Origin of the sequence: Marinobacter sp. EhC06 (genome assembly GCF_001650915.1) — a bacterium.
Taxonomy (GTDB): Bacteria; Pseudomonadota; Gammaproteobacteria; order Pseudomonadales; family Oleiphilaceae; genus Marinobacter.
Map to the genome: position 1 here is coordinate 118,971 of NZ_LXYO01000003.1, position 21,974 is coordinate 140,944.

Consider the following 21,974-nt stretch of genomic DNA (forward strand, 5'->3'; position numbering starts at 1 on the left):
TCCTTTTGTTCAGCGTATGCCTTAACCGCCGGGTATGAGAGCATTACGATGCTCAAAAGAATCGGGATTCCCGGCACAAGACGACCATGCGGAGTTTACAATGACCAAACTCGCCCTGATAACCGGCGCCAGCGCAGGCATTGGCCATGAGGCCTGCACCCTGTTCGCCCAAAAAGGCTACCGGGTTATCGCCCTCTCAAGACAACCAACCGGCGTGGAGTCCGCAGATCGGGAGATGGCGCTGGATCTTACATCCTTCGAGCAGATTGAAGGCCTGGCCGGCGCTCTGGACGCTGAAATTGCTGAGGCGGAGCAAGTCATTCTGGTTAACAACTCCGGCTACGGGCAGTTCGGCGCGCTTTGCGACCTGTCCGAATCCATGTGGCAAAAGCAATTCAGCACCCACGTATTTGGCCCCATCAAACTGGCGGCCGTGTGCCTGCGGCTCTGCGAGCAACATGGAACACCCCTGAGGGTCATTGCCGTAAGCTCCGTTCTCTCACTGACGCCCCAGAAAATGAAAGGCGCCTACTGTGCCGCCAAATCCGCAATGAACACGGCCCACGAGAGCTTCTGGTTTGATGAACAGGGCAGCGAAAGCCTGGAGAGTATCTCACTGGTGCTCCCGGGCCCCGTGAAGACCCGGTTCAGAGAACATGCTCTGGCCGCCTTGCAGCCGGTGCTTGGGCAAGCAAGCGAGATACACCGGGAAAAGTATGAAGCCATGAAAGCAGCGCTTGCGCCGGATGCCAGCTTCAAGCCGTTTACAGCCAGTGCATCGGATGTCGCCAAAAAGATAGTCACAGCTGCCGAGGCGACCAGACCCAAACCTCGATACCTCGTGACACCTCAGACCTACGCCGGCGAATTCATTACCCGGTTTATTCCCCGCTCGATCCAGAGAATCATCTTGCGGTAGAGCGAGCCTTCTTTATCCGCCGGGCCCTGCTTAGTTCATCCTTTACGTAAGCGCCGATGGCCTTGAGGATACCCAGGTCCGGATCGGCCTGTTCGTCATCCGCCAGCCGGAAAATCTGCTGGTAGTACCACGCCTGGCCACCTAGAACGTTAATCACCTTGAACGGCATCAAAGGACTGGCCGGTGAGAAGAGCCCGCTCTGGGCGAGTTTGATGTCATCCTCATGGCAGACCGTTTTGTCGATGCGCCCTTCAAGCAGATCCCTCGGCGTAGCCGGGTCCGTACAGAGCGGTCGGCCCAGGCCAATCACGTCGGTCTCGCCATTTGCGACCACCTCTTCCATGAACGCCCGCGACCGAAATCCACCGGTGACCATCAGCGGGCAATCGCACACCTCGCGAATCTTCTGGGCGTAATCCAGGAAGTACGCCTCCCGCTTGCGAGTGCTTTCCCGCATGGCCGGCCCCTCGCTCGCCGTGTCGGCATCACCGCTGTACCCAAGCAGCCGTGGCTGTTCGTAGGTGCCGCCAGACACCTCCAGCAGATCAATCCCCTCCTCATTGAGCCAGCGAACCACCTTCACAGACTCATCGAGCGTAAAACCGCCCTTGCGGAAATCATCTGAATTCAGCTTTACCGCCACCGGAAACTCCGGCCCCACAGCAGCGCGAGTCGCCCGCACCACCTCCAGCAGGAAACGGGCGCGATTTTCTAACGACCCACCCCAACGATCGGTGCGCTGATTGGTGACCGGCGACAGAAACGACGACAACAAATACCCATGGGCCCCGTGCACCTGAACGCCGGTGAAGCCCGCCTCCTTGGCTATCCGCGCCACGTTGGCAAAGCGCTGGATAAAATCGAGGATCTCCGGCTCCGTAAGCGCCCGTGGACGGGCATAGTTACCCATCAGCGATAGCTGCACCGCAGAAGGCCCCATTGGACGAGTGGTCACGTAACGCGGCGACTGGCGACCGGCATGGGATATCTGCATCCACAAATGGTTTCCGTTACGGGTGCCCGCCTCGGCCCAGGCACGCAACTGCGCCATAGCCTCCGGTTCGCCTTCAGCCGGCGCGGGATCAATCGCCACGTTACCCGGCCGCTCCAGCACCCGGTGATCAATCATAACGTTGCCGGTGATTAACAGCCCTGCTCCGCCTTCCGACCAGCGGCGGTATAGGGTTTCATGGCGGTGGGTGGCGTGGAGTTGATCGTCTGCCAGGCCTTCGGTCATGGCGGCTTTGGCAATGCGATTGGGCAGGATTGCTCCGCAGGGGAGTTTGAGGGGTTTGGAAAGAGGCGATTGGGTCATGACAGTCTTAATCCGTCGAATTTAATCTGAAAATCACGCTCATTGGGTTGCTTCCTTCATGGCTCTGATACTCGACGGGTCCAAAATAAGTAAATGGCGCCGCTTTGCCATTACGTAGCTTGTTCTCACGAACAAACAGGTGTACGGAGAGTCCAAGCTTTTTGTGTTCGATCAGTTCCCGACCACGCTTGCTCTGAGGTGTCGTTGAGTTCTGGCTCTGCCAATGAAATGTTTGCTCATCAATCCAATGATCAACATAGCGGTGCTGAACGCCTTTACCCTGTTTGTTTAACGTCACAAGCAAAACATGAGCATTGGCGTCTTTCAGAAAGACGTGCCCGCTCTGCCAATTGCCGGGATTAAACGTCGCTCCGAATAACTTCGGAATCTCTTCTCTCGGGATTTCCTGGCCAAGGGCCATTTCCAATGGATCTATAACCTCGCAAAAGCGTGCGAATGTTCGAAACTGTTCAATCAGTTCGGGAGTGACAATAATATCTTCATACTCTGGGTTAGCGGCTTCGAGCCGATACTCCCCAACGGGGGATTTACGAACGGTACGAAGAAGGTATTGCGTGTCGCCTGTATCATCCAGCCGCTCAATTGCCAGCGTTTTACCCGTGATCGATCCAGCTTGATTGGGATTGATCTGTTCAAGCAGCAGATAATCCCCATCGTGAATCGGCTGCTTCCCACCGTTCATGGAGTTACCCAATGCTCGAGCAATAAAATGACGATTTGGCTCTATTCGCCCGTGCCCCAACCCGATGGACCTGTACTCCGGTTCTTCGGCGTTACTGTTCCTGAAATGGCCACAAGCGATCTTTAGGGATGGGAAGTAAGGCAGTTCCGTTCTAGAAGGAGTGATCGGGACAACATTCTCAACAGATTGCTGCTCCTGTTTGGAAGACTGCCGCGCTTCATAGGAAGCCAGGCGATAATCAATTAACTCCTGCACCATCTCCTCGAAAGCCGGTATCTGTTCACCTTCCAAATCTATTAAAGGCTTAAACTGATCGCTCTCGATCTCAAAAATAGCTGGGGACTTATTGGTCCAATGATCGACCGGATTTTTCTTCCAGTATTGTTGCCATTGAGTCGAGGAGCCATCCACGTCCCTCACTGAGGCAGCAATTTCTTGATAAAGCCTGGGACGGCGTTTCAATGTTTCCCAGGATGTTTGCGCTAGTTCCGAGAGCTTTGGCGGACTACGCCATCCGCCTAACTGCTGGAACGCGTCTAGCAATATCATTTTGAATGATTTGCTCATTGCCGTCGTTTCCACTTCCAGCAAAAAGCTTTCGTGCCTGGACAAGAGTTCTGTCTCAATCTCGGTGAGATCCTCCATATCCCGAACCAATCCAAACCAGCTTCCGTGCAGTTTGCGAGTTTTAGCGATACTGGCACCGAAATGGTAGTACTCTGTAAGTGTTGGGCGACGGCCCAATGTATCTTTCAATACTTGGTAGTCTTTCTCAGCGCCCTGGTGATCAAGACCTTTCAGGAAATCGATTATCTGCAGATCGTAATTGATAAAACATCCGTCTGGCAGATCCAGTTGGTTCTTTTCAGCTTTCCTCGCAAACTCAGCCAACTGACGGTGATTCATCGCCTGACCAATCAGCGCCTGAGGTTTATGCAGAAAACTCTGGTGGTTACCCACAAAATCCAGAATCACAAGCCTGTCTTTTCCAGTGGACACGCTTTTTCGCAGGCCCCGGCCGATCTGCTGGAGGAAAAGGATCTTGGATTCCGTTGGGCGTAAGAGCAGGACCGTATCGATGGCGGGCAGATCGACACCCTCGTTGAACAGGTCAACAGAAAAAATCACATCGAGTTGACCGTTCTCCAACTGCTCCAAGGCCTCGCCACGGGACATCTCTGATTCACCGTGGACGGCTGCAGACCTTACGCCCTTTTTAGAGAATTGTTCTGCCATGAAATCGGCATGGACCCGCGAAACACAAAACGCCAAAGTCCGGCTTTGCTTCTTTTCACCCCATTCCCTGTGCACGTGTTTGGCACGTCCGTATGTAGCCAGTTTATTTGCGAGCAGATTTGGATCGAACTTTCCATTACGCCAGGGGATCTCGGTGTAATCGACAGTCTCGTCGTAGATGCCGTAGTAGTGAAACGGCACCAGGAATTGACCCTTTACACCCTCGAACAACGGATACTCGAATACCAGATTGTCATCGCATAACGACAAGATATCGGAGCGGTCCGTTCGATCTGGCGTCGCCGTTAATCCCAGCAGAAACTGGGGTGCGAAATAATTCAGAAGCCGATGATAAACAGGCGCGGCGGCATGATGGAATTCATCGACAACGATGTAATCGAAATGGCGTGGATCGAATCGTTCGAGATGGGTTTCTTTGCCGAGTGTCTGTACCGAAGCACAAAGGATATCCACCGTCCGATCGCGCTGCTTACCCATGTAAAAGCCAACGCGGCTATTCGGCTTGATCCGCAAATAGGTTTCAGCCGCCTGATAAAGAATCTCCTCGCGATGGGCGACAAAAAGGATCCTCCTGGCACCCATTTGAACGGCGTCAAAGGCAGATAGCCAGGTTTTGCCCAGACCCGTCGCTAAAACGACCAAGCCTCGTCTATAACCCTCCACGCGAGTTAGATCGAGTGCCTCTAGTGCTTCATGTTGCACATCATTAGGTGTCGGAACTTCCTGTTTCTCATCACTGCCCGGCTCCAGTGACTGTTCTGGTGGCTTCCTCCGTTTCTCGTAGTCATCGATCCAGTTGTCAGTAAGAGGCACAACATTTGGGTGCTGAAACAGTTCCTCGAACCTGCTGGCGGCCTCAAGGTACCCAGAGTCGGGCGGGAAATCCACCTGATAATTCCATTCCACACCGTCCTGAAGCGCCTGTCGGCTGATATTGCTAGAGCCGATAAACGCTCTGCCCCACATTTGTTGATTTTCAACATGGCCAGCGAATAGATAAGCCTTCAAATGAAAGCTACTCCCTTTGCTCTGAAAGACGCGCACCTGAGCGCCATGATCATGCAATAGGACAAGCTTTCGAAGGGCCTCTGTGTCGGTAATGTCCAAATAATCACTGGTGAGAATGCGGATGCGAGTCGGATAAGGAGTTCGTTGCAGCGCGGTCACCAAATCCGCGAACAAGAGGTTTAAACCGGTGGTTTTAACAAAAGCTACCGCCATATCCACTTGATCGGCAGCTTTAATTGCTTGGCAAAGCTTTGGTAGAAAATGATGCTCTTTCCCGCCAGTTGTCAGCTTTTTGTGGGAAGCCGGCGCCTTGGTCAGAAGGATGTTCAACCACTGCTCGTCCCTATCAGGACGCTGATCATCAGTGCGCCACATCTGGCAAGCTTCAAAGTCCGTCAGGCCCTGAATCCATTGCTCGGCAATCGACTCGTCAGCATCTGTAAAGTGTCGGCCATTGTGGTCACGTTCCCCCTGGCCGATCTTGAAACTCATGTAGAAAACGCCACCCGGTTTCAGGGCATTCCATAATCGTTCAATAGCTCTGGGCACTTCAACGAGAGGCAAATGCAAAAGGCTGGCACAGGCCCAAATGCCGTCATACGTAATGGTTTCTTGAACGTCTGAAAAGGACCTGTGCTGAATTGGCAATCCAGTCTTTTGGCGGGCAAGAGTGGTAATGGCTTTTGAGCCATCGAAAGCAGAAACGCGGTAGCCATGCTTTTTGAAAAACAAAGCATCTCGACCCGAACCACAGCCGGCATCGAGAATGTGTCCACCTTCAGGAACTTGTGGCAAGAACTCTCGATAAAGGTCTTCCATACTGACCTCAAATGTAGACTCCACAAAGTCATCGGCATTGCCGTCGTAATAACTCAGCGTATCCTGCATTAAATAGTTCCCTTGCGACTAATTAGCCTGAAGTCGATCTAGACCAGGCTACCAGGCGGACAGGTCGTCGCCAACAAACTTGGGAGATCTACTCAAGAACTTCCCTTCAAGATGCAGGAGTATTTTTTTTGAATCTCTGATCTCAGGCCAATACCGCAACAAACTCTCCAACGACCCTCAAGTCGTGAAGATCATCGTCTTCAATAACAATATCTCGATATCCATGAGCGCTGGTAACAGGCTTCAATATCACTCTTTCGTTAACGAGTTCATCGCCGGACATCGTTTTTTCGCTGCGATAAAGTTTAACGGTGAGGCAACTCCCGTTGTCAGGATCTTCAATGGCCCGATGTTGCACCAACACTATCTTGCCATTTCGAGTCCCCCCTGGGTTTTCATTGAAGAGACACCATGCGCCATTCGGTATACGTTTATTCATGGACTCACCAACAACCTGAGCGACAAATTGGCCGGGTCTGGTTGCAAAGTGCTCGGGCAGCTTTACCCATTGAAATTCATCAGCCGATGACTGGAAGCCGCTGAATTCGCCGGCTGCCGCCTGCAGGTCGAACACGGGAACAAATCCGTCGTATGGGATCGCTGATTCAAAATCAACTACTTCATAGGGCAGGCGCTGCGTTGTGACGCTATCGGTCTGCTCCATGAGCTGGGTTTCCGCAAAGCTACGGAAGTGTTCCCTAGTTTCTGCATCCGCAGAGTAGATGAAGCACCCTTTCATACCCCGCGTCATCAACGTACGGTATGTGTTCTTGATGATCATGTCGGCATCCGCGAGGGCACTCTCCCGATCCTCTTTGAGCCTCTTTTTGTAACCACGTACAGATCGGTCGGATCTTGAGCGAGCGGCGGCGTTCGTGACCGCAATGCCGTCACGGATTACAAAATCCTCCCCGATAATCACGCCTACGTAATCAAGCTCTAACCCCTGGCATGTGTGGATACAACCAATCTCACTTATCGAATCCTCGGCGATTAACCATTTTGACCCGTGTTTGTCCAGATTCCATCTTGCTCTGAAATCATGCTCAGGTAGTTCAATATCAAACCTCTCTGGATCCTTTTTGCTATTCCAGTCCCAGCAGTATCCAGCCACCAACCGCGCCTTATTGGCCCGGCGATTTCTCCGTTCAATGACACTTCGCAGCTCGTTCGGATCGTCAAAGACCCGAAAATCGTAGTCAATGCCTTCCAGCGAAGTATTTGCCGTTTCCCGGATTCGAAGGACATGATCAACCCAGGCCAGATAACCATCAGAGCCATTGCAGCGGAACTGTGAACTTAACTCCAAGACAGTGACTTCTGCCCCCAATTGCCCGGCAAAGTGACGGATTTCTTCGACCGTACCGATATCCGCAAGAGTGACGCGCTGGTCTTCATCAATGAAGAAAACGGTGGTTTTGGCGCTAGTTATGAGTTCCTTTATCTGGTTCTCGCCCAGATTGCCGTATAGGCCAGATTTTTCATTTAATCTGTGGGCTTCATCAACCACCAACATATCGAAATAGTTGTTCTCGGTATCTGTATAACCACCAGAACCGCGAAAAAGGTTGTCGATGTTGGTTTTGCGCATTGTGCCTGTCAGACGAGCTTTGAAGACTTCCCGGGGTGCTGCATTCTTGCTAACAAACTGGGTCAGCATCTCTCTATTGGTTGCTTCAACGATAAGGTTAATTGCAACAACCGATTTCCCGGTGCCCGGTCCACCCTTCACAATAAAGGTCTGTTTTGGTTTTTCGCGGCCTTTTTCGGCAAGATCCAACGCAGTCTCGTAAACCAGTTTTTGCTCATCAAGCAAAATGAATTCCCTGTTGCCACGAAGCATCGAGGCAAGGCAATCAGCAAGTCCTTTCGACGGTTTAATTACACCATGTTCGATCCGGTACAGGATGTTATCGCTGTCGCCATACCGGATATTGCGCCTGAGGAACTCCGACAGCTTTTTCGCATCGCTCGAAATATAAACCGGCGCTCTTTCAGTGTGCTCAGCATAGCGGGCGTCGTTAATAGCCTCGCCACTATCCATATTGTGGAGATAGGCGCAGGGTTGAAGGCTGATGCGCTCCTCTCGGACTGTTTCGTTGTAATCCTCAATCAGGGCTGAATACGACCACGCTTGGTAGGACGGATGGTTAACTTCTCGGATAGACCCGTTCAGAAACGTTCGGACAATTGCGTCTTTATCGGTAACCTCTGCTTCGGACCACTGCTTCAGTTCGACGATGATTGCGGTGTCATTGCGCGAAGAATCTTTCCCCGTAAGGATAAAATCAACTCGGCGACTGGTGAGTGGAATCGTATACTCAATTGCAACACCGGCTGACGGCGGTATACCTTGATCCAGCAACGCGTTAAACATGTACTGAAGCGAGTTCTTCCATGACTCAATTTCGGATTTTGGGGTTCTTCGCTTGAGCTTTCTCCAGACCTCTTCCTCAATAACCTTCTCGATCTGATTGAACTTCACATGTTCAACAAATTCCGCCTTGGAAGCCGAATAGACGATCACGAATAACCCCTACAACTCGTTATATTTACTAGACCTGCCTTTAGCTTTAGCAACAGGATATTTGACGGCATTTGCCTCTATTTTTCGGGCGGATTCTTTAGCAATATCGACGCCCAAAGAATCTGCCAGTAGAACAAGGTACAGCTGGATGTCCGCAATCTCGTCTTTAACTGCTGCCAAACGTTTTTCACTGAGGTTTTTCGAGTCGTCTTCGCTAAGCCACTGGAATTGTTCTGACAACTCACCCGCCTCACCACAGAGGGCCATGGTCAGGTTTTTCGGTGAGTGGAACTGGCGCCAATCGCGTTCTTCAGCAAATTGCTTCAGTTTCAGGCGCAACTCTTCCAGCGAATCCATTTTGGTTAAACTCCCCTTTCTCGTAAGAAAACCATTTGCTTTCGATCTATTTGCACATTAACCAAACTCAAGTGCACCGGTCCACATAATCCATTATGAACATACCAGCTAGGCGCTCAGCTCCTTCGAAGCCTCAATATCCACCGGCGGCACCCCCAAGTCCTGCCATTTCTCCGGATGACAGGTAAACAGCAATATCTGATGCCGGCTGGCCGCATCGAACAGGATGCGCTTCATGTCTTCCAGGCGGTCGCTGTCACTGTGCACCAGGGTGTCGTCCAGTATCACCAGCGTTGGCCTTCCTGCTTCCCGCAGCAGATCTGCGTAGGCCAGGCGGCTGATGAGGCCCATCTGTTCGCGGGCGCCAAAGCTCAGTTCGGTGATCTGTCCCAGTTCGGTGCCCCGGCTGAAGGTGCCCGGCCGTAGCTGTTCGTCGACTTCCAGCGAGGCTTCCGGGAAAAGCACAGAGAGAAAGTGATTGAGGTGCTTTTGCAGGGGCGCCTGCAGGCGGCGTGTCAGGGCTTGGCGTTTTTCCATGAGCAAATTAAGCAGGAGGTCCAGCGCCTGGGCGCGGCGGTGCAGTTCCTGATAGCGGCGGTTGCACTGATCGTATTCTGCCTCTTTCTCATTGAGCTGTTCTTCCAACCCTTCCGCGCCCCAGGCTTCCAGCCTGACTTTGATATCGCGCAGTTCGCGGCCCCGGTTCTCTTGAGTCTGGCGCAGCTGGTTGACCGCGTTCTGGTAGCGCTCGATGTCCTGTTTTAGAAACTCCGGGCGGGCTTCGCGGATTTCCCGCTCGCGGCGTTCGAGGCTGGCTTGCAGTTCGGCCTGCTGCTTTTCGAGGTTCGCCAGGTGGGTGGTTATCTGGCGAAGTTGCTCCTGGCGTTCCGGGCTTTTTTCTTCATCCGCCAGCCGCTGCCATTCGGTTTTGGCGTTGTCCCGGGCCTGCTTCAGGGCAGACATCCTGGACTGGTGCGCACGATCATCGGATTCGGCTTTGTCCAGTGCACTGCCAGCCCGGGCGAACGCCGCCTCCGCTTCTTCCAAGGCAGGCACGTCCTCTTTCGGATTCGGTTTGGGGGTGGCTTCCAGTTGGCTTTTGGCTTTCTCCAGTTCGCTTTCTGCCTCGTTCTGCTCGGAGACAAGTTGCTCAATGCCGGCCGGTGCCACGGATTTCAGCAAATCCTCGGCATGCTTCTGGGCTCTTCCGGCGTTTTCATAGGCAGAAAGACGTTCCTCTGCCTGCTCCACGGAGGCTACACCAAGGGTCTTCAGCTGTTCCGCCAGGTTCTCCTCCAGCGCCTTGAGCTTCCTCCGCGTGCTGGCCAGCTCTTCCCCGCCGGGTGTTATGCCCAGGGTACCCACGCCGGGAATAACCAGTGTCGATTCTTCCAGAAGCTGCTGTTCGCCTTGCCCGACAAGCGGTTCGTTGTTCAGCGTCAGTGATGCGTCGGCGTCCAGCTGCCAGCTCAGCCGGGTGGCGATGGTCTCTGAACGAATGGTTTCTTCGTTGAGCTGACTCCCGGTCGCTCGCAGTTTTTTGACCAACTCTGGATCGATCCGGTTTTCCCTGGCCTGCTGCCTGGCTTGTTCTAGCTGCTGTTGGTATTCCCTGGCTTTGGCGAGGTTCTGGCTGATCACTCGTTGTTGCTGTTCCAGCCGTTTCAGGTCCTGTTCCAGCCGCTGCCGGGTTTGCAGCAGGCCCGCCAGTTTCCGTTGCTTTTCCGCTTGCTCGTAGGCGGTTCTGGCTTCGGTTAAACGGCCTGTGACGGCCGGCGTTTGTGCTTGAGCCACGGAGAGGTCGTGCTCGGCGCGATCCAGCTCTGCCTTTCGGCTCTCCAACTGACGACTGAGCCCTTCCAGATGCTCTTTGTTCTGCTGCAACAGGCGGTGGTTTTGCTGCAGCTGGTTGAGCGTGGCTTTCTCCTGGTTCTGTTGCTGCTCCAGCCGCTCCACCTGCTGATAGCGCGCCCGGGCTTCCTCCAGATGGCGTTGAGCGTCTTCCCAGGGGCGCTCGGCCTCGGCCTGATCAAAGTCGTGGGTGAGTTTGCCAAGCCGGTCGACCTGCTCCTGGTATTTGTGTACCCGCTCCTTCAACTCTTCAATTTCAAGTTCGTATTGGGCGCGGTCTTTTTCCAGTTTCAGGTAATCGCCCCGGGGCTTGCCGGTTCCGGTCAGCAGAATGTCCCGCTGGCTGCGAACCGTCTCGATCAGGTCGTCGCCCCCGGAGCTGGCCACCTCTCCGACCATGGAATTGAGGGCGGACTTCAGATGATCACCGGCATGCTCTATGGCCTGTTCGATGTCCTGCCCGGTGCCCTGCTCCACCCACAGCAGTCCCGGTATGCCCCAGTGTTCGGCTTTGCTGGCGCCACGTTTCGGGTACTGGTAGCCCAGTAATTCAGCCAGCTTTTCTTCGGCGTCGTCTTCGCTGTAGGTTTCGGTGCCGACTTTCAGGTCACAGCGTTTGCGCTGCAGGAAGCTCTTGGTGAGATGCCAAGAACGGCCCTCGTGCTCGAAATCCAGTTCAACGGTGGGCGCCGCGGCGGAATCGCCCCAGGGGCGCAGGTCGTCCACGGCAGTTGAGCGATAGCGCTCGAAAAACGCGGCGCGGATGGCACGTACCAGGGTGCTTTTGCCGGACTCGTTGGGGCCGTGAATCAGGTTGAGGCCGGGTTGCAGGTTGTCCAGAACAAAGGGTTTGCGGAACTGGCGCAGCTGTTCGATGCGCATTCGCTGCAACTTCATTGCCCCACCTCCTGTTCCCGCTCCCTGAGCAGGCCCGCCAGGATAGCCAGGGCATCCCGGGCGACATCGTCCTGCGCCCCTTCCTGCCGCTCTCGCAGGCTTTCAACCACCTCGCCCACGTAACCATCCGCTTTCAGGGCCGCGATGTCTTCATCGGTAGGTGCAAGCTGAAGGCCGCTTCGCTCGCAGCGAAGGCTGCGGAATCGCGCTTCGGCAACCGACAAAGCCTTCAACAGGGTTTCTTCGCCGGCCAGGGTCACCGAGCCTTCGAGGCGCAGATCAACAACGGCGGATTCGGGCAAGGCGTTCAAACGCTCCAGCAGCTGCTCAAGATCAGACTGGACGGCCAGGGTTTCCCGCCACTGGTGCCACTGATACCGCCCCGTTGGGAGTGAAGTTACTGTCGGAGTTGCCCCGGGCTCGGACACTTCAACGATCAGGGCATTCCCCGCTTCGTTATTCCGAAACCGTTCCGGCTCGGGCGTTCCGCTGTACCAGGTGCGTTCATCAATCTGTTTGGTGCCGTGCCAGTCGCCCAGGGCGAGGTAATCGAGCCTGCTGGCTTTCGCCCGGTTCGGCGCGATGGGGTTGGTGGAATCAATCTCGTCTGGCAACAGGCCCTGTACACTGCCGTGGGCCAGGCCGACTCTGAGAAAACCTTCAGGTGTTTCGTAGCCGCTGAATGGCTCGGTCAGATCGCCGTAGGTATGGCGCTGAGTCAGAGGCGCGCAGAGGATGCTGAGGCCCTGGGCTTCCAGATCAATCACGCCGGGCTGAAGCGCCAGATGGACGTTTTCAGGCACCGCACCCAGGCGTCGCGCTCGTGTCCAGACGCTCTCTGCCAGCGCAGCGTCGTGGTTGCCCGGCAGCATGACCCACGGGCCGGCAAACCCCTTTGTGGCGTTGAATACCCTGCGAATGGTTCTGTCAGAGACCGTTTGCGCATCGAAGACGTCACCGGCCACCAATACCGCATCGCACTGATGTTCGTTGGCCAGTTGAGCAAGCGTTTCAATAGCCTCGAACCGGGCCTCGACCAGGGCTGCACCGTCTTCGGTCTCGAAACGGGTGAAGGCCCGGCCCATCTGCCAGTCTGCCGTATGCAAAAACTTTGGCATTTTATCTACCTGAAAGATCTGGAAATTTTGGCGTTATTCTAGACTACCCGCGCCTGTTTTACAGACGCGACGCGACAATGAACGTCGTTCTGGAGAAGTCTGTTTGCCTGGGAAGCTACGCCGGGCTCAACCTGCAGGCCGCATACTTGAACTCCGGGATCTTTCCGAACGGGTCCAGGGCCGGGTTGGTGAGCACGTTTGCGGCCGCCTCTACAAAGGCAAAGGGGACGAACACCATGCCTTCGGGCATGGTCTGATCGGCCCGGGCCGTCAGGGTGATGGTGCCGCGCCGGGTGGCAATTTGAATGTCATTACCCGAGGTGACGCCCATGCGATCCAACTCCGCTGGTGCCAGGTAGGCGGCCGCTTCCGGCTCCCGCTCATCCAGCACCCGGCTGCGACGGGTCATGGCGCCGGTATGCCAGTGCTCAAGCAATCGCCCGGTGGTCAGCACAATGGGATAGGCCTCATCCACGGGCTCATCCGGTGGCAGTGGGCTGGCCGGTGAGAACCTGGCACGGCCCCCTGCGCGTGGGAAGGCATCGGAGAAGACAACGTCCTGGCCCGGGGCGTCATCCCCGGGGCATGGATAGGTGACGGACCCCTCGCGCTCCAGGCGAGACCATGAGATATGATCCAGTGAGTGCATGCCCTGCTTCATTTCTTCAAACACTTGCTCGGGGCCGGCGTAGTTCCAACCCAGCCCGAAACGCCGGGCGATTTCCTGAACAACCCACCAGTCAGGCTTTGCCTCTCCCGGCGGCGCCAGTGCGGCACGGCCCATCTGCACCTGGCGGTTGGTGTTGGTGACGGTGCCTGATTTTTCCGACCAGGCGGCGGCAGGCAGGATCACGTCGGCAAACTGGGCGGTCTCTGTAACGAACAGGTCCTGCACCACCAGGTGCTCCAGGGCAGCGAGCGCGGCCCGGGCGTGAGTAAGGTCCGGGTCGGACATCGCGGGGTTTTCGCCGAGGATGTACATGCCCTTGATGGTGCCCGCCTTGATGGCGTCCATAATCTCCACCACGGTGAGTCCCGGCTTCGAGTCCAGTTCTGTGCTCCAGAGCTCTTCAAAAGCAGCGCGCAGCTGGGCATCCCCCACCGGTTGGTAATCGGGCAGTACCATGGGGATCAAGCCGGCATCGGAGGCGCCCTGCACGTTGTTCTGTCCCCGCAACGGGTGCAGACCAGTGCCGGGCCGGCCGGTGTGGCCGCATGTGAGCGCCAGGGAAATCAGGCATCGGGCGTTGTCGGTGCCGTGCACGTGTTGGGAGATGCCCATGCCCCAGAAAATCATCGCTCTATCAGCCTTGGCGTAGGCTCGGGCCACTTCACGAATGGTGTCGGGCTCCACGCTGCAAACCGGGCTCATCACCTCCGGGGTCATGCCTTCAACGCTCGCTGCCAATGCTTCGAAGCCTTCGGTATGAGCATCAATGTAGGCCTGATCAAAGAGCCCTTCGCTGATAATCACATTGAGCATGGCGTTAAACAGTGACACGTCGCCACCCGGCGAGAAACGCAGGCTGCGCCACGCATAAGCATCCAGCGCCTGGCCCCGGGGGTCGATGATGATCAGCTTGGTGCCGTTTCGTGCCGCCTGCTTGAAGTAGGTGGCAGCCACCGGGTGGTTTACCGCCGGGTTGCAGCCGGTGAGGATGACCACATCGGCCTCAAGGGCCTGCATGAAGGAAGCGGTCACGGCGCCAGAGCCCAGGCACTCCATCAACGCGGCCACGGAGCTGGCGTGGCAAAGCCGGGTGCAATGGTCAACGTGGTTGGAACCGAAACCCGTGCGCACCAGCTTCTGGAACAGCCAGGCTTCTTCGTTGGAGCACTTGGCGCTGCCGAAGCCGGCGAGCGCATGCGGCCCGTGTTGCGCTTTTAGTTGGGTCAGTCCGCTTGCTGCGAGATCCAGTGCCTCCTCCCAGCTTGCCTCTCGAAAGTGCGTTAACGGATTGGCCGGATCAAAGTCCGGATCGAGGCCCTTGGGAACGCCCCCCCGCCGAATTAGCGGACGGGTGAGCCGCGCCGGGTGGGAGGGGTAATCGAAGCCAAAACGACCTTTCACGCAGAGCCGGCCCTGGTTTGAGGGGCCATCTTTGCCTTCAACAAACAGGATGCGTCCTCGTTGTTCGCCTGTTTCTGATTCTGCAGGAGCGGGCTCGTCTTTCACGTGATAGGTCAGTTGGCAGCCCACGCCGCAATAGGGGCAAACGGAGTCCACAGTTCGGTCGGCCGTGGCGGAGTCTCCGCGGCCCTGGGCATCGATCAGGGTGGCGGGCATGAGCGCGCCCGTCGGGCAGGCCTGCACGCACTCGCCACAGGCAACGCAGGTGCTGTCGCCCATGGGATCATCGAAATCGAACACTACCTTGGACGCGGCACCGCGATGCGCCAGCCCAATCACGTCGTTGCCCTGCACCTCGCGGCAGGCTCGCTCGCACAAACCGCAGGTGATGCAGGCGTCCAGATTCACGTTCATGGCAGAGTGAGTGGCGTCATGGCCCCGGGCGTGGGCCAGAGAATCCGACCGCGGCGCGACATGGTGAACTGTGGGTTCTTGTCGCTCTGAATGGGCCGGGAGGCGTTGGCGCACGGCAGCTGCATCAATGGCCAGTTGATCCGCCGTGTCCCACAGATGGCTTGAACGATCGGGACTACTCTCTCGTGTAGGTTGATCGGCCAGCAGCAATTCCAGGACTCCTTTCCTGGCTTCCTGGGCTCTGGTGGAACCGGCACTTCGCACCACCATGCCGGGCTTGGCGTCGCGGATACAGCTTGCGGCGAGCACCCGCTCACCCTCCACTTCCACCATGCAGGCGCGGCAATTGCCATCCGCGCGGTAACCCGGGGCGTCTTTGAAGCACAAGTGCGGGATGGTCTCGCCGGCGCGCTTGGCCACCTGCCACAGGGTTTCGCCGGGGTAGGCCTGCACTTCCACGTCGTCCAGTGTCAGGGTGAAGCTTTTGCTGGAATCGCTCATGGAGGCCTCCCCTAACCTTTCGCGATCAGGTTGCTGCTGGCGAGTTCGCTGCGGAAGTCCCGCAGCAGGCTCAGTACCGGATTGGGTGCGGCCTGGCCCAGACCACAGATGGACGCATCGGCCATCACGCTGGCCAGCTGTTGCAGGGTATCCTCATCCCAGGCTTTGCGTTCCAGCAGGGTGAGCATTTTTTCGGTGCCCACGCGGCAGGGGGTACACTGCCCGCAGGACTCATCCGCGAAGAAGCCCAACAGGTTGGCGGCTGCGGCCTGCAAATCGTCCTGATCAGACAGAACAATCACGGCAGCGGAGCCGATAAAACAGCCGTGTTCCTGCAGGGTGTCGAAATCCAGGGGAATATCGGCTTTGCTGGCCGGCAGTATGCCGCCGGACGCGCCACCGGGCAGATAGGCCAAAAGACCATGCCCTTGCGCCATGCCGCCGCAGTATTCCTCGATCAACTCATTCAGGGTGATGCCTGCAGGTGCCACATGCACACCGGGCCTGGCGACCCTGCCCGAGACTGAAAAACTGCGAAGCCCCTTGCGACCATGTCTCCCCTGGCTGGCAAACCAGTCGGCGCCCTGGGCGTGAATTCGCGGAATCCAGTAAACCGTCTCGACGTTGTTGACCAGTGTGGGCTGGTCGAACAGTCCCTTCTGCGCCACGAACGGTGGCCGATGCCGTGGCTTGCCGGGTTTACCCTCTAGGGATTCGATCAGGGCGGATTCCTCGCCGCAGATGTAGGCACCCGCTCCCCGGCGCAGGATCACGAAACCGGGTTCTACGAGGCCGGAAGCTTCCAGCTCGGCAACGGCGGCTTTCAGCACACCGAGGAGGCCAGGATATTCATCCCGCAGGTAGATGTAGAGAGCCTGCGCCTCAACCGCCCAGGCGCTAACCAGCGCGCCTTCCAGGAAAACGTGGGGTTCACGTTCCAGGTAATAGCGATCCTTGAAGGTGCCCGGTTCACCCTCGTCGGCATTGATCACCGCGTAGCGTGGCCCGGGCTCGGCCCGCACGGCCTGCCATTTTCGGTAGGTTGGAAATCCAGCGCCGCCGAGTCCGCGCAGGCCTGCCTGCTGAAGTTCGTCCGCGAGGGACTCGACAGTAACCTGACCGTCGCGGCATTCCTTCAGCAACTGGTAACCACCTACAGAGCGGTAATCGGCCAGCTTTTGCCAATGGATTTCGTCGGGTTGAACCTGCTTTTGTTCGACTGCCGCGCCGACCGTCTGAACAGTGGCGTTGCATACATGATGGTGTCCCACGGCCACCACGGGTGCTGTATCGCAGCGCCCCATGCAAGGGGCGTGGACTACACGCACCTGGCTCGGGTCATGCCCATCAGCCAGTGCCTCGTGCAGTGCCCCTGCGCCCGCCAGTTGGCACGAAAGCGAGTCACACACCCGAAGAGTTATCTCAGGCGGTGGGGCTTGTTCATCATGAATGACGTCGAAATGGGCGTAGAACGTGGCCGTTTCATAGACGGCGGCCATGGGCAGGTTCATGAAAGCCGCAAGGGCCCGAAGGCGAGCCATGGAGAGGTAACCGTCCGCGTCCTGCAATGCATGCAGGTGCTCGATAAGGCGATCGCGGTCGCGCAATGACGAATCGACACGTTCGTCACCGATCAGATCCCGCAGCTCCGACAGTACCGCCGGTTCCAGTTGACGGCCACGTAGAGCAGAGCGCCGGCGTTTGACCATCTTATCGTCTGTGCTCATTGTTGTTGACCAGGCGCCGAGGTATGTAAACCTGCCTTGTTGGCTGGCTTGACGAGTTACTGATCATTGAAGCATATGAGGCTAGGATTACGCCAGACGATGGAAAGCGGGATGAACAGAACGCAAACCTTGGCTTGAGTCTGAAAGGTACTGGAGTATTGGGAAATAATGGAGGCGCGGGTCGGAATCGAACCGGCGTACACGGAGTTGCAGGACGAACTTTTTGAACCAAATTTTTTCATTAATTACATATACTTAAAGAGCTTTCCACACAAACACTCTACGCTCATTCGGGCATTGCAAAACCCTTTCCAATCAATAAGTTGTATTTTCATTTTTTTGGTGATTTTCAGCTCACCGCCTCCGTCGGCTCGATGAGATCTTCTCATCCATCAGTAGTCCCCGCCCTTTAACACATCACAAACATTTTGCCTGCAGAACGCTGCTAGTTTTGTGCAGGTGTGTTGTCAGTGCCCCAATTTGCAAATCGTTATCTTAGTCCCTGAACGGTTGGGATGTTTATTCCACCTTCCTAGCGAAAACGGCTCAATTGCTTTCGAAGCAGTTGGACTATTACCTGAAACTTTTGGAGTTACACCACTGATGGCTATTAAAAAAGACAAACTGACCTCACACTACGCATGCATTCCCAACGCGACATTGCAGGATCCTCGACTAACGCCAGAAGCACTGGGAGTCCTCGTGTTTCTGTTATCCTTGCCCGAAGACTGGATTATCAGAGCCGCCCAAATTAGGCGGAAATTTGATATCGGGAAATTCGTTCAACATAGAATTTTTCGGGAGTTGGAGCGGGCCGGATATCTGGTAAAAGAGAAGGATAAAGACAAGGCTCGGACTAAAGACGGTCGCTGGACCTACCGGATTACAATTTTTCAAACCTCTCAAAAACCACTGACGGACGAAGATGGACGAGCCTGGAATAGCAAGTAAGGACTGGTAACAGAAAGCCTTGGATGTCATTCGCCTGTTGGTAATTTAAACGGCGCTCGGTACCTTTGGCCAGCGCCCGCTACAAATGGAAGAAAAAGGGGTGTACGGAAAGGTCGCAAAGCGAACATTCAGGTTGGCAATAAAGCTTATGTAACGGGCCGGTTTGGAGAACCAAAGGAGAACCGGCCCCGTTGATTAGAAGCTTCTACGTCCATCTACGCAGACCCTCCGCAACCCCCGGACTTTTCTGACGATGAGCGGTACTGAAACCGGGCCAGGGTAACGACTTCGCACAAACTTGATGCATCCGGCCTAATTTTGGGGCACTTAAAGAATCAATTGCGGTTGGCGAGTAAGAGGGTTGGCAGACAAACGTGAAAAATTCCCCAGAAACACGCCCAAGCCATTGAAATAAGAAATCTTTAGGTCAGATTATTTATTCAGTTCCATCCTCAACGCTCGGCCGAGCTTTGGACGCTCCCTGAGAGGCAAGTTCAGCCAGTTTCAAATCAAATAGCTGCTGCCCCACCGGTCGCTTCAGATCCAGCGTGTAATCCCCGAAACGATTGATATGGCGAGTTCGGTACGGTGATAACGCTTTCAGAATATCCTCTGTGATGGCAATCCCTTCTGCGGCCATGTCGCGCAGTACCCGGCTGAGGGCTTCGACGTTATGCAGGATGAGCATATTCGCCACCAAGTGGTTGTACTTCACCACTTTTTGCTGTTCATGCCGGAGGTTGGCGGCAATAACGCCCGAGCCACCAAAGAAGCTCCATTTTGCAAACCCGTTAAACTGCTCGTTCTTGTTGGTTGCGGCGTGAATGGTCTGGCGCAGCTCCACGTCGTCGATGTAATTGAGCAGGAAGCCGGTGCGCACGACCTTTCCCAGCTCCCGGAAGGCAAAATACAGCTTGTTCTTGCGACTGTAGGTTCCCAACCGCCTCAGAATGGTTGATGCCGTGATTTTGCCCAGTTTGATGGACACGGCCACACGCAACATATCCGGCAGATGCCGTTCAATTCGCGCCCAGTCGATATGGCCGTTGAACAGTTCTTCGATATGGGCGTAGCGGAATCGCCGGTCAGGCCGGTAAAAGTTCAGATCCTTGAGGTTCCGGATACGCGGCATCAGCTTGATACCTAGTAGGTACGCCAGTCCGAACACGGGATAGCTCTGGGCTTGGGTATCACCGTGCAAGGTATCCGGCTGAATATCGCTCTGGTTTTCCAGCAGTCCGTCGAGGATGTACACCGCCTCGTGAACGCCACAGGGGATGAAATGACTGAACAGCGCGATGTAGGTGTCCGAGACGTGGTAGTAACCGATACCGCCGTAGCCGCCATAGCGGATGTGGTACTCGCTAAGCAGGTTTTGCTCGTAAAGATTCCATTTGGTTCCATCGGCGGCGGCTCGCCGCCCTGTCCCCCAGTATCCAGGCAGTTCGTATTTCTTGTACGCGTTGATGACCTTGACGATAGCACGGTCCAGCCTGTCTTCGGTCACGTGGTTAAGGTTGAGCCAGGCTATCTGGCGACGGTTCAGTTGCTTGATGGAGTCGGCGGTTTGGGAGGGCCCCAGATTGCAGCCGTAGCAGAAAAGCGTCGCGATGAAGCGTAACCGGGGGTCTTCAACGCGCCCCTCATAGCCTGACAGTGGCCCGAATTCCCGGTGTAGCCCAAGCCAACGCTCCGCATCCACCAGAACGTCGACGATGCTGCGGGTGCCAAGCCGACGTGTGATGTCGTCATCAAGGGCCTGCCAATTCGTCGGCAGCCCCTGCTTCTGATTCCGCTTGATGACAATGCGGCCGTCTTCAATGGTGGCGTGTGTGTTGTCCGGGAAGGCGGCGTCCACCGAGCGGCTCACCTGAGTCAGCTGATCCTTGAGGTGGCTAATCAGCGCCTTCGGTTCCATGGGAAGCTCTACTTCCAACCCGTACTGGTCAAGTTCCTGTTCGTAACCCGACCAGCTCACCAGTTGATCCCGATGGTCGTCGAACCGATCTCCGTGAACAACCGCCAGGTCCGCTGACTTCAGTTCCTGTTTCACCAGATTCAAAACGGCCAATTCAAAATACTTACGGTGAACCGTCAGGCTGTCCGGACGGATGAAAATCAGACGTCGCCACTTATCGAGCGTCCACTTGGTCTGCTGAATGTTTTCGATAAGATCCGGCGCATGGACGCGCAAATCCAGCGTCTCGGCTTTCAGCGAACGGGTTTTTCTGAGCAGATCAATCAGTTGAATCGACAAGGTGTCGCTGGAGGTGCTTTGAAACGTCAGAATGTCCAGACAGTTGTACAGCAGGCTGCGTTTGGCGCGAAACGGTCGCAACATGAAAGGGAGGTAGTTATTGCCCGCGTAGGCCAGATGTTCCTCGCATTCGTCCAGCCACTCCTGGCGCTTGTCGCCGACCACGGCCTGAAGTGACTGCCACGGGTTGGGCTCGGCTTCCATGGCGGTTAGCACGTCTTTAAAGCAGGACACCAGTCGATCCGTGCGCTGGGTCTGCTCCATTTGATAGGTCAGCAGGTTTTGCTGGGCAGTGGTTTCCAGTTGCCTCATCAGCTTGATCAGAAGCTCGGCGGTATCGTCCAGTGCCTGGGCATACTGTTGCCGGATCAGGACGACCGCCAGGGCATAGCGTTTGCGTGCGGGGATGCGGGCCATTCTCGCCACGTCCAGCGCTCTTGCTTCATTGGCGAACTGCCGCCGTTTGGTCACGGGAATGTGTTGGACACTCGGTAATCGCTCGACGATATCCCTGAGCCACTTGAGGTGTTGCAGGTAGGACCGGATCTCTTTGTTGGTCGGCTTGCGAATTTCTCGCTTCAGACGCTGCCAACCGCTGATCTCGATCCCCGGTGGTGAGACCAGCAAGTCATTGACCAGTGCCTTTGTGTCGTCGGTCAGTTCGCTGACGATGGATCGGTAACAGCGGTCGTTCACGGTGGCCCGGGCATCCTTGGCAAGCCGCAAAAGCACTGTGAAGCCGGGAATCTCAAAACGGTGACGCACCAGCTCTTCGAGGAGGATGTTGATAACATCAGCCAGCACCTCGCGGGACTCGGCGGCATATATGGCTTGATTTGCGAGCCAGAGGCGGTCTTCATCGTTCAAGACTCGGCTGCCGACATAGGCCCGAATCCAATTGATGTGGCGATCACGGGCACTGGATTGATCATACTGCCTCTGCTGGATCTTGGTCGGTCGTTTTTGAAGGCCGAGGCGTTTAGCGATGTAGCCACTCAAGTCGGAAGGCAAATCAACCGTCGCGCAGAAAAAGCCCTGTTTCTGATAAGCCTTCAGGTGCAACAGCAAAAAGAAGCGTTGTTGAAGTTGCTTAGCACGTCGACGAGCCCAGCGTTGCTCGTTAGGCGCGGGCGTGTAAACGGTATCAAGTTCGTGTTGTGGGATATCCGACCGAAATCGTGGATAAGCCGTATCCTGGATCGCACTCATGATC

Annotated in this window: 11 protein-coding genes; 2 read left to right on the forward strand and 9 right to left on the reverse strand. The window is 55.9% G+C overall.

What is annotated here, in order from left to right; all coding sequences use genetic code 11:
* The first annotated feature begins 100 nt into the window (after nucleotides 1-100).
* Entirely contained in the window at nucleotides 101-919 is an 819-nt protein-coding gene (locus tag A8B84_RS03665; RefSeq protein ID WP_064228011.1) for an SDR family NAD(P)-dependent oxidoreductase, read from the forward strand.
* Here A8B84_RS03665 and A8B84_RS03670 read toward each other — a convergent pair.
* The 8 genes from A8B84_RS03670 to A8B84_RS03705 all read right to left on the reverse strand — a co-directional run bounded on the left by A8B84_RS03670 (nucleotide 906) and on the right by A8B84_RS03705 (nucleotide 17,553).
* A complete protein-coding gene (locus A8B84_RS03670; RefSeq protein WP_064228012.1) occupies nucleotides 906-2,234 on the reverse strand; it encodes an NADH:flavin oxidoreductase/NADH oxidase family protein in 1,329 nt (442 codons plus the stop codon). The genes A8B84_RS03665 and A8B84_RS03670 overlap by 14 nt on opposite strands.
* A 7-nt stretch (nucleotides 2,235-2,241) precedes the next feature.
* On the reverse strand, nucleotides 2,242-6,090 hold the full coding sequence (locus tag A8B84_RS03675; protein WP_064228013.1) for a DUF3427 domain-containing protein: 3,849 nt from the start codon (nucleotides 6,088-6,090) through the stop codon (nucleotides 2,242-2,244).
* Between the two features lie 142 nt (nucleotides 6,091-6,232).
* On the reverse strand, nucleotides 6,233-8,617 hold the full coding sequence (locus tag A8B84_RS03680; protein ID WP_064228014.1) for a DNA/RNA helicase domain-containing protein: 2,385 nt from the start codon (nucleotides 8,615-8,617) through the stop codon (nucleotides 6,233-6,235).
* Between the two features lie 9 nt (nucleotides 8,618-8,626).
* On the reverse strand, nucleotides 8,627-8,974 hold the full coding sequence (locus A8B84_RS03685) for a nucleotide pyrophosphohydrolase (protein ID WP_064228015.1): 348 nt from the start codon (nucleotides 8,972-8,974) through the stop codon (nucleotides 8,627-8,629).
* Nucleotides 8,975-9,082: 108 nt separating this feature from the next.
* Nucleotides 9,083-11,722 carry an AAA family ATPase gene (locus tag A8B84_RS03690; RefSeq protein WP_064228016.1) on the reverse strand — a complete coding sequence of 880 codons (2,640 nt, stop codon included), beginning with the start codon at nucleotides 11,720-11,722 and terminating at the stop codon, nucleotides 9,083-9,085.
* Entirely contained in the window at nucleotides 11,719-12,840 is a 1,122-nt protein-coding gene (locus tag A8B84_RS03695) for a metallophosphoesterase family protein (RefSeq protein WP_064228017.1), read from the reverse strand. The genes A8B84_RS03690 and A8B84_RS03695 overlap by 4 nt, the downstream gene beginning before the upstream one ends.
* Before the next feature lie 115 nt (nucleotides 12,841-12,955).
* Complete coding sequence (gene fdhF, locus A8B84_RS03700) at nucleotides 12,956-15,826, reverse strand: formate dehydrogenase subunit alpha (RefSeq protein WP_064228018.1); 2,871 nt, start codon at nucleotides 15,824-15,826, stop codon at nucleotides 12,956-12,958.
* A gap of 11 nt (nucleotides 15,827-15,837) precedes the next feature.
* On the reverse strand, nucleotides 15,838-17,553 hold the full coding sequence (locus tag A8B84_RS03705; RefSeq protein ID WP_064228019.1) for an NADH-ubiquinone oxidoreductase-F iron-sulfur binding region domain-containing protein: 1,716 nt from the start codon (nucleotides 17,551-17,553) through the stop codon (nucleotides 15,838-15,840).
* A gap of 603 nt (nucleotides 17,554-18,156) precedes the next feature.
* Here A8B84_RS03705 and A8B84_RS03710 point away from each other — a divergent pair.
* Nucleotides 18,157-18,504: a helix-turn-helix domain-containing protein gene (locus tag A8B84_RS03710; protein ID WP_064228020.1), complete on the forward strand. Its 348-nt coding sequence runs from the start codon at nucleotides 18,157-18,159 to the stop codon at nucleotides 18,502-18,504.
* Between the two features lie 436 nt (nucleotides 18,505-18,940).
* Here A8B84_RS03710 and A8B84_RS03715 read toward each other — a convergent pair whose 3' ends face one another.
* Nucleotides 18,941-21,970: a Tn3 family transposase gene (locus tag A8B84_RS03715; RefSeq protein ID WP_064228021.1), complete on the reverse strand. Its 3,030-nt coding sequence runs from the start codon at nucleotides 21,968-21,970 to the stop codon at nucleotides 18,941-18,943.
* Nucleotides 21,971-21,974: the final 4 nt, after the last annotated feature.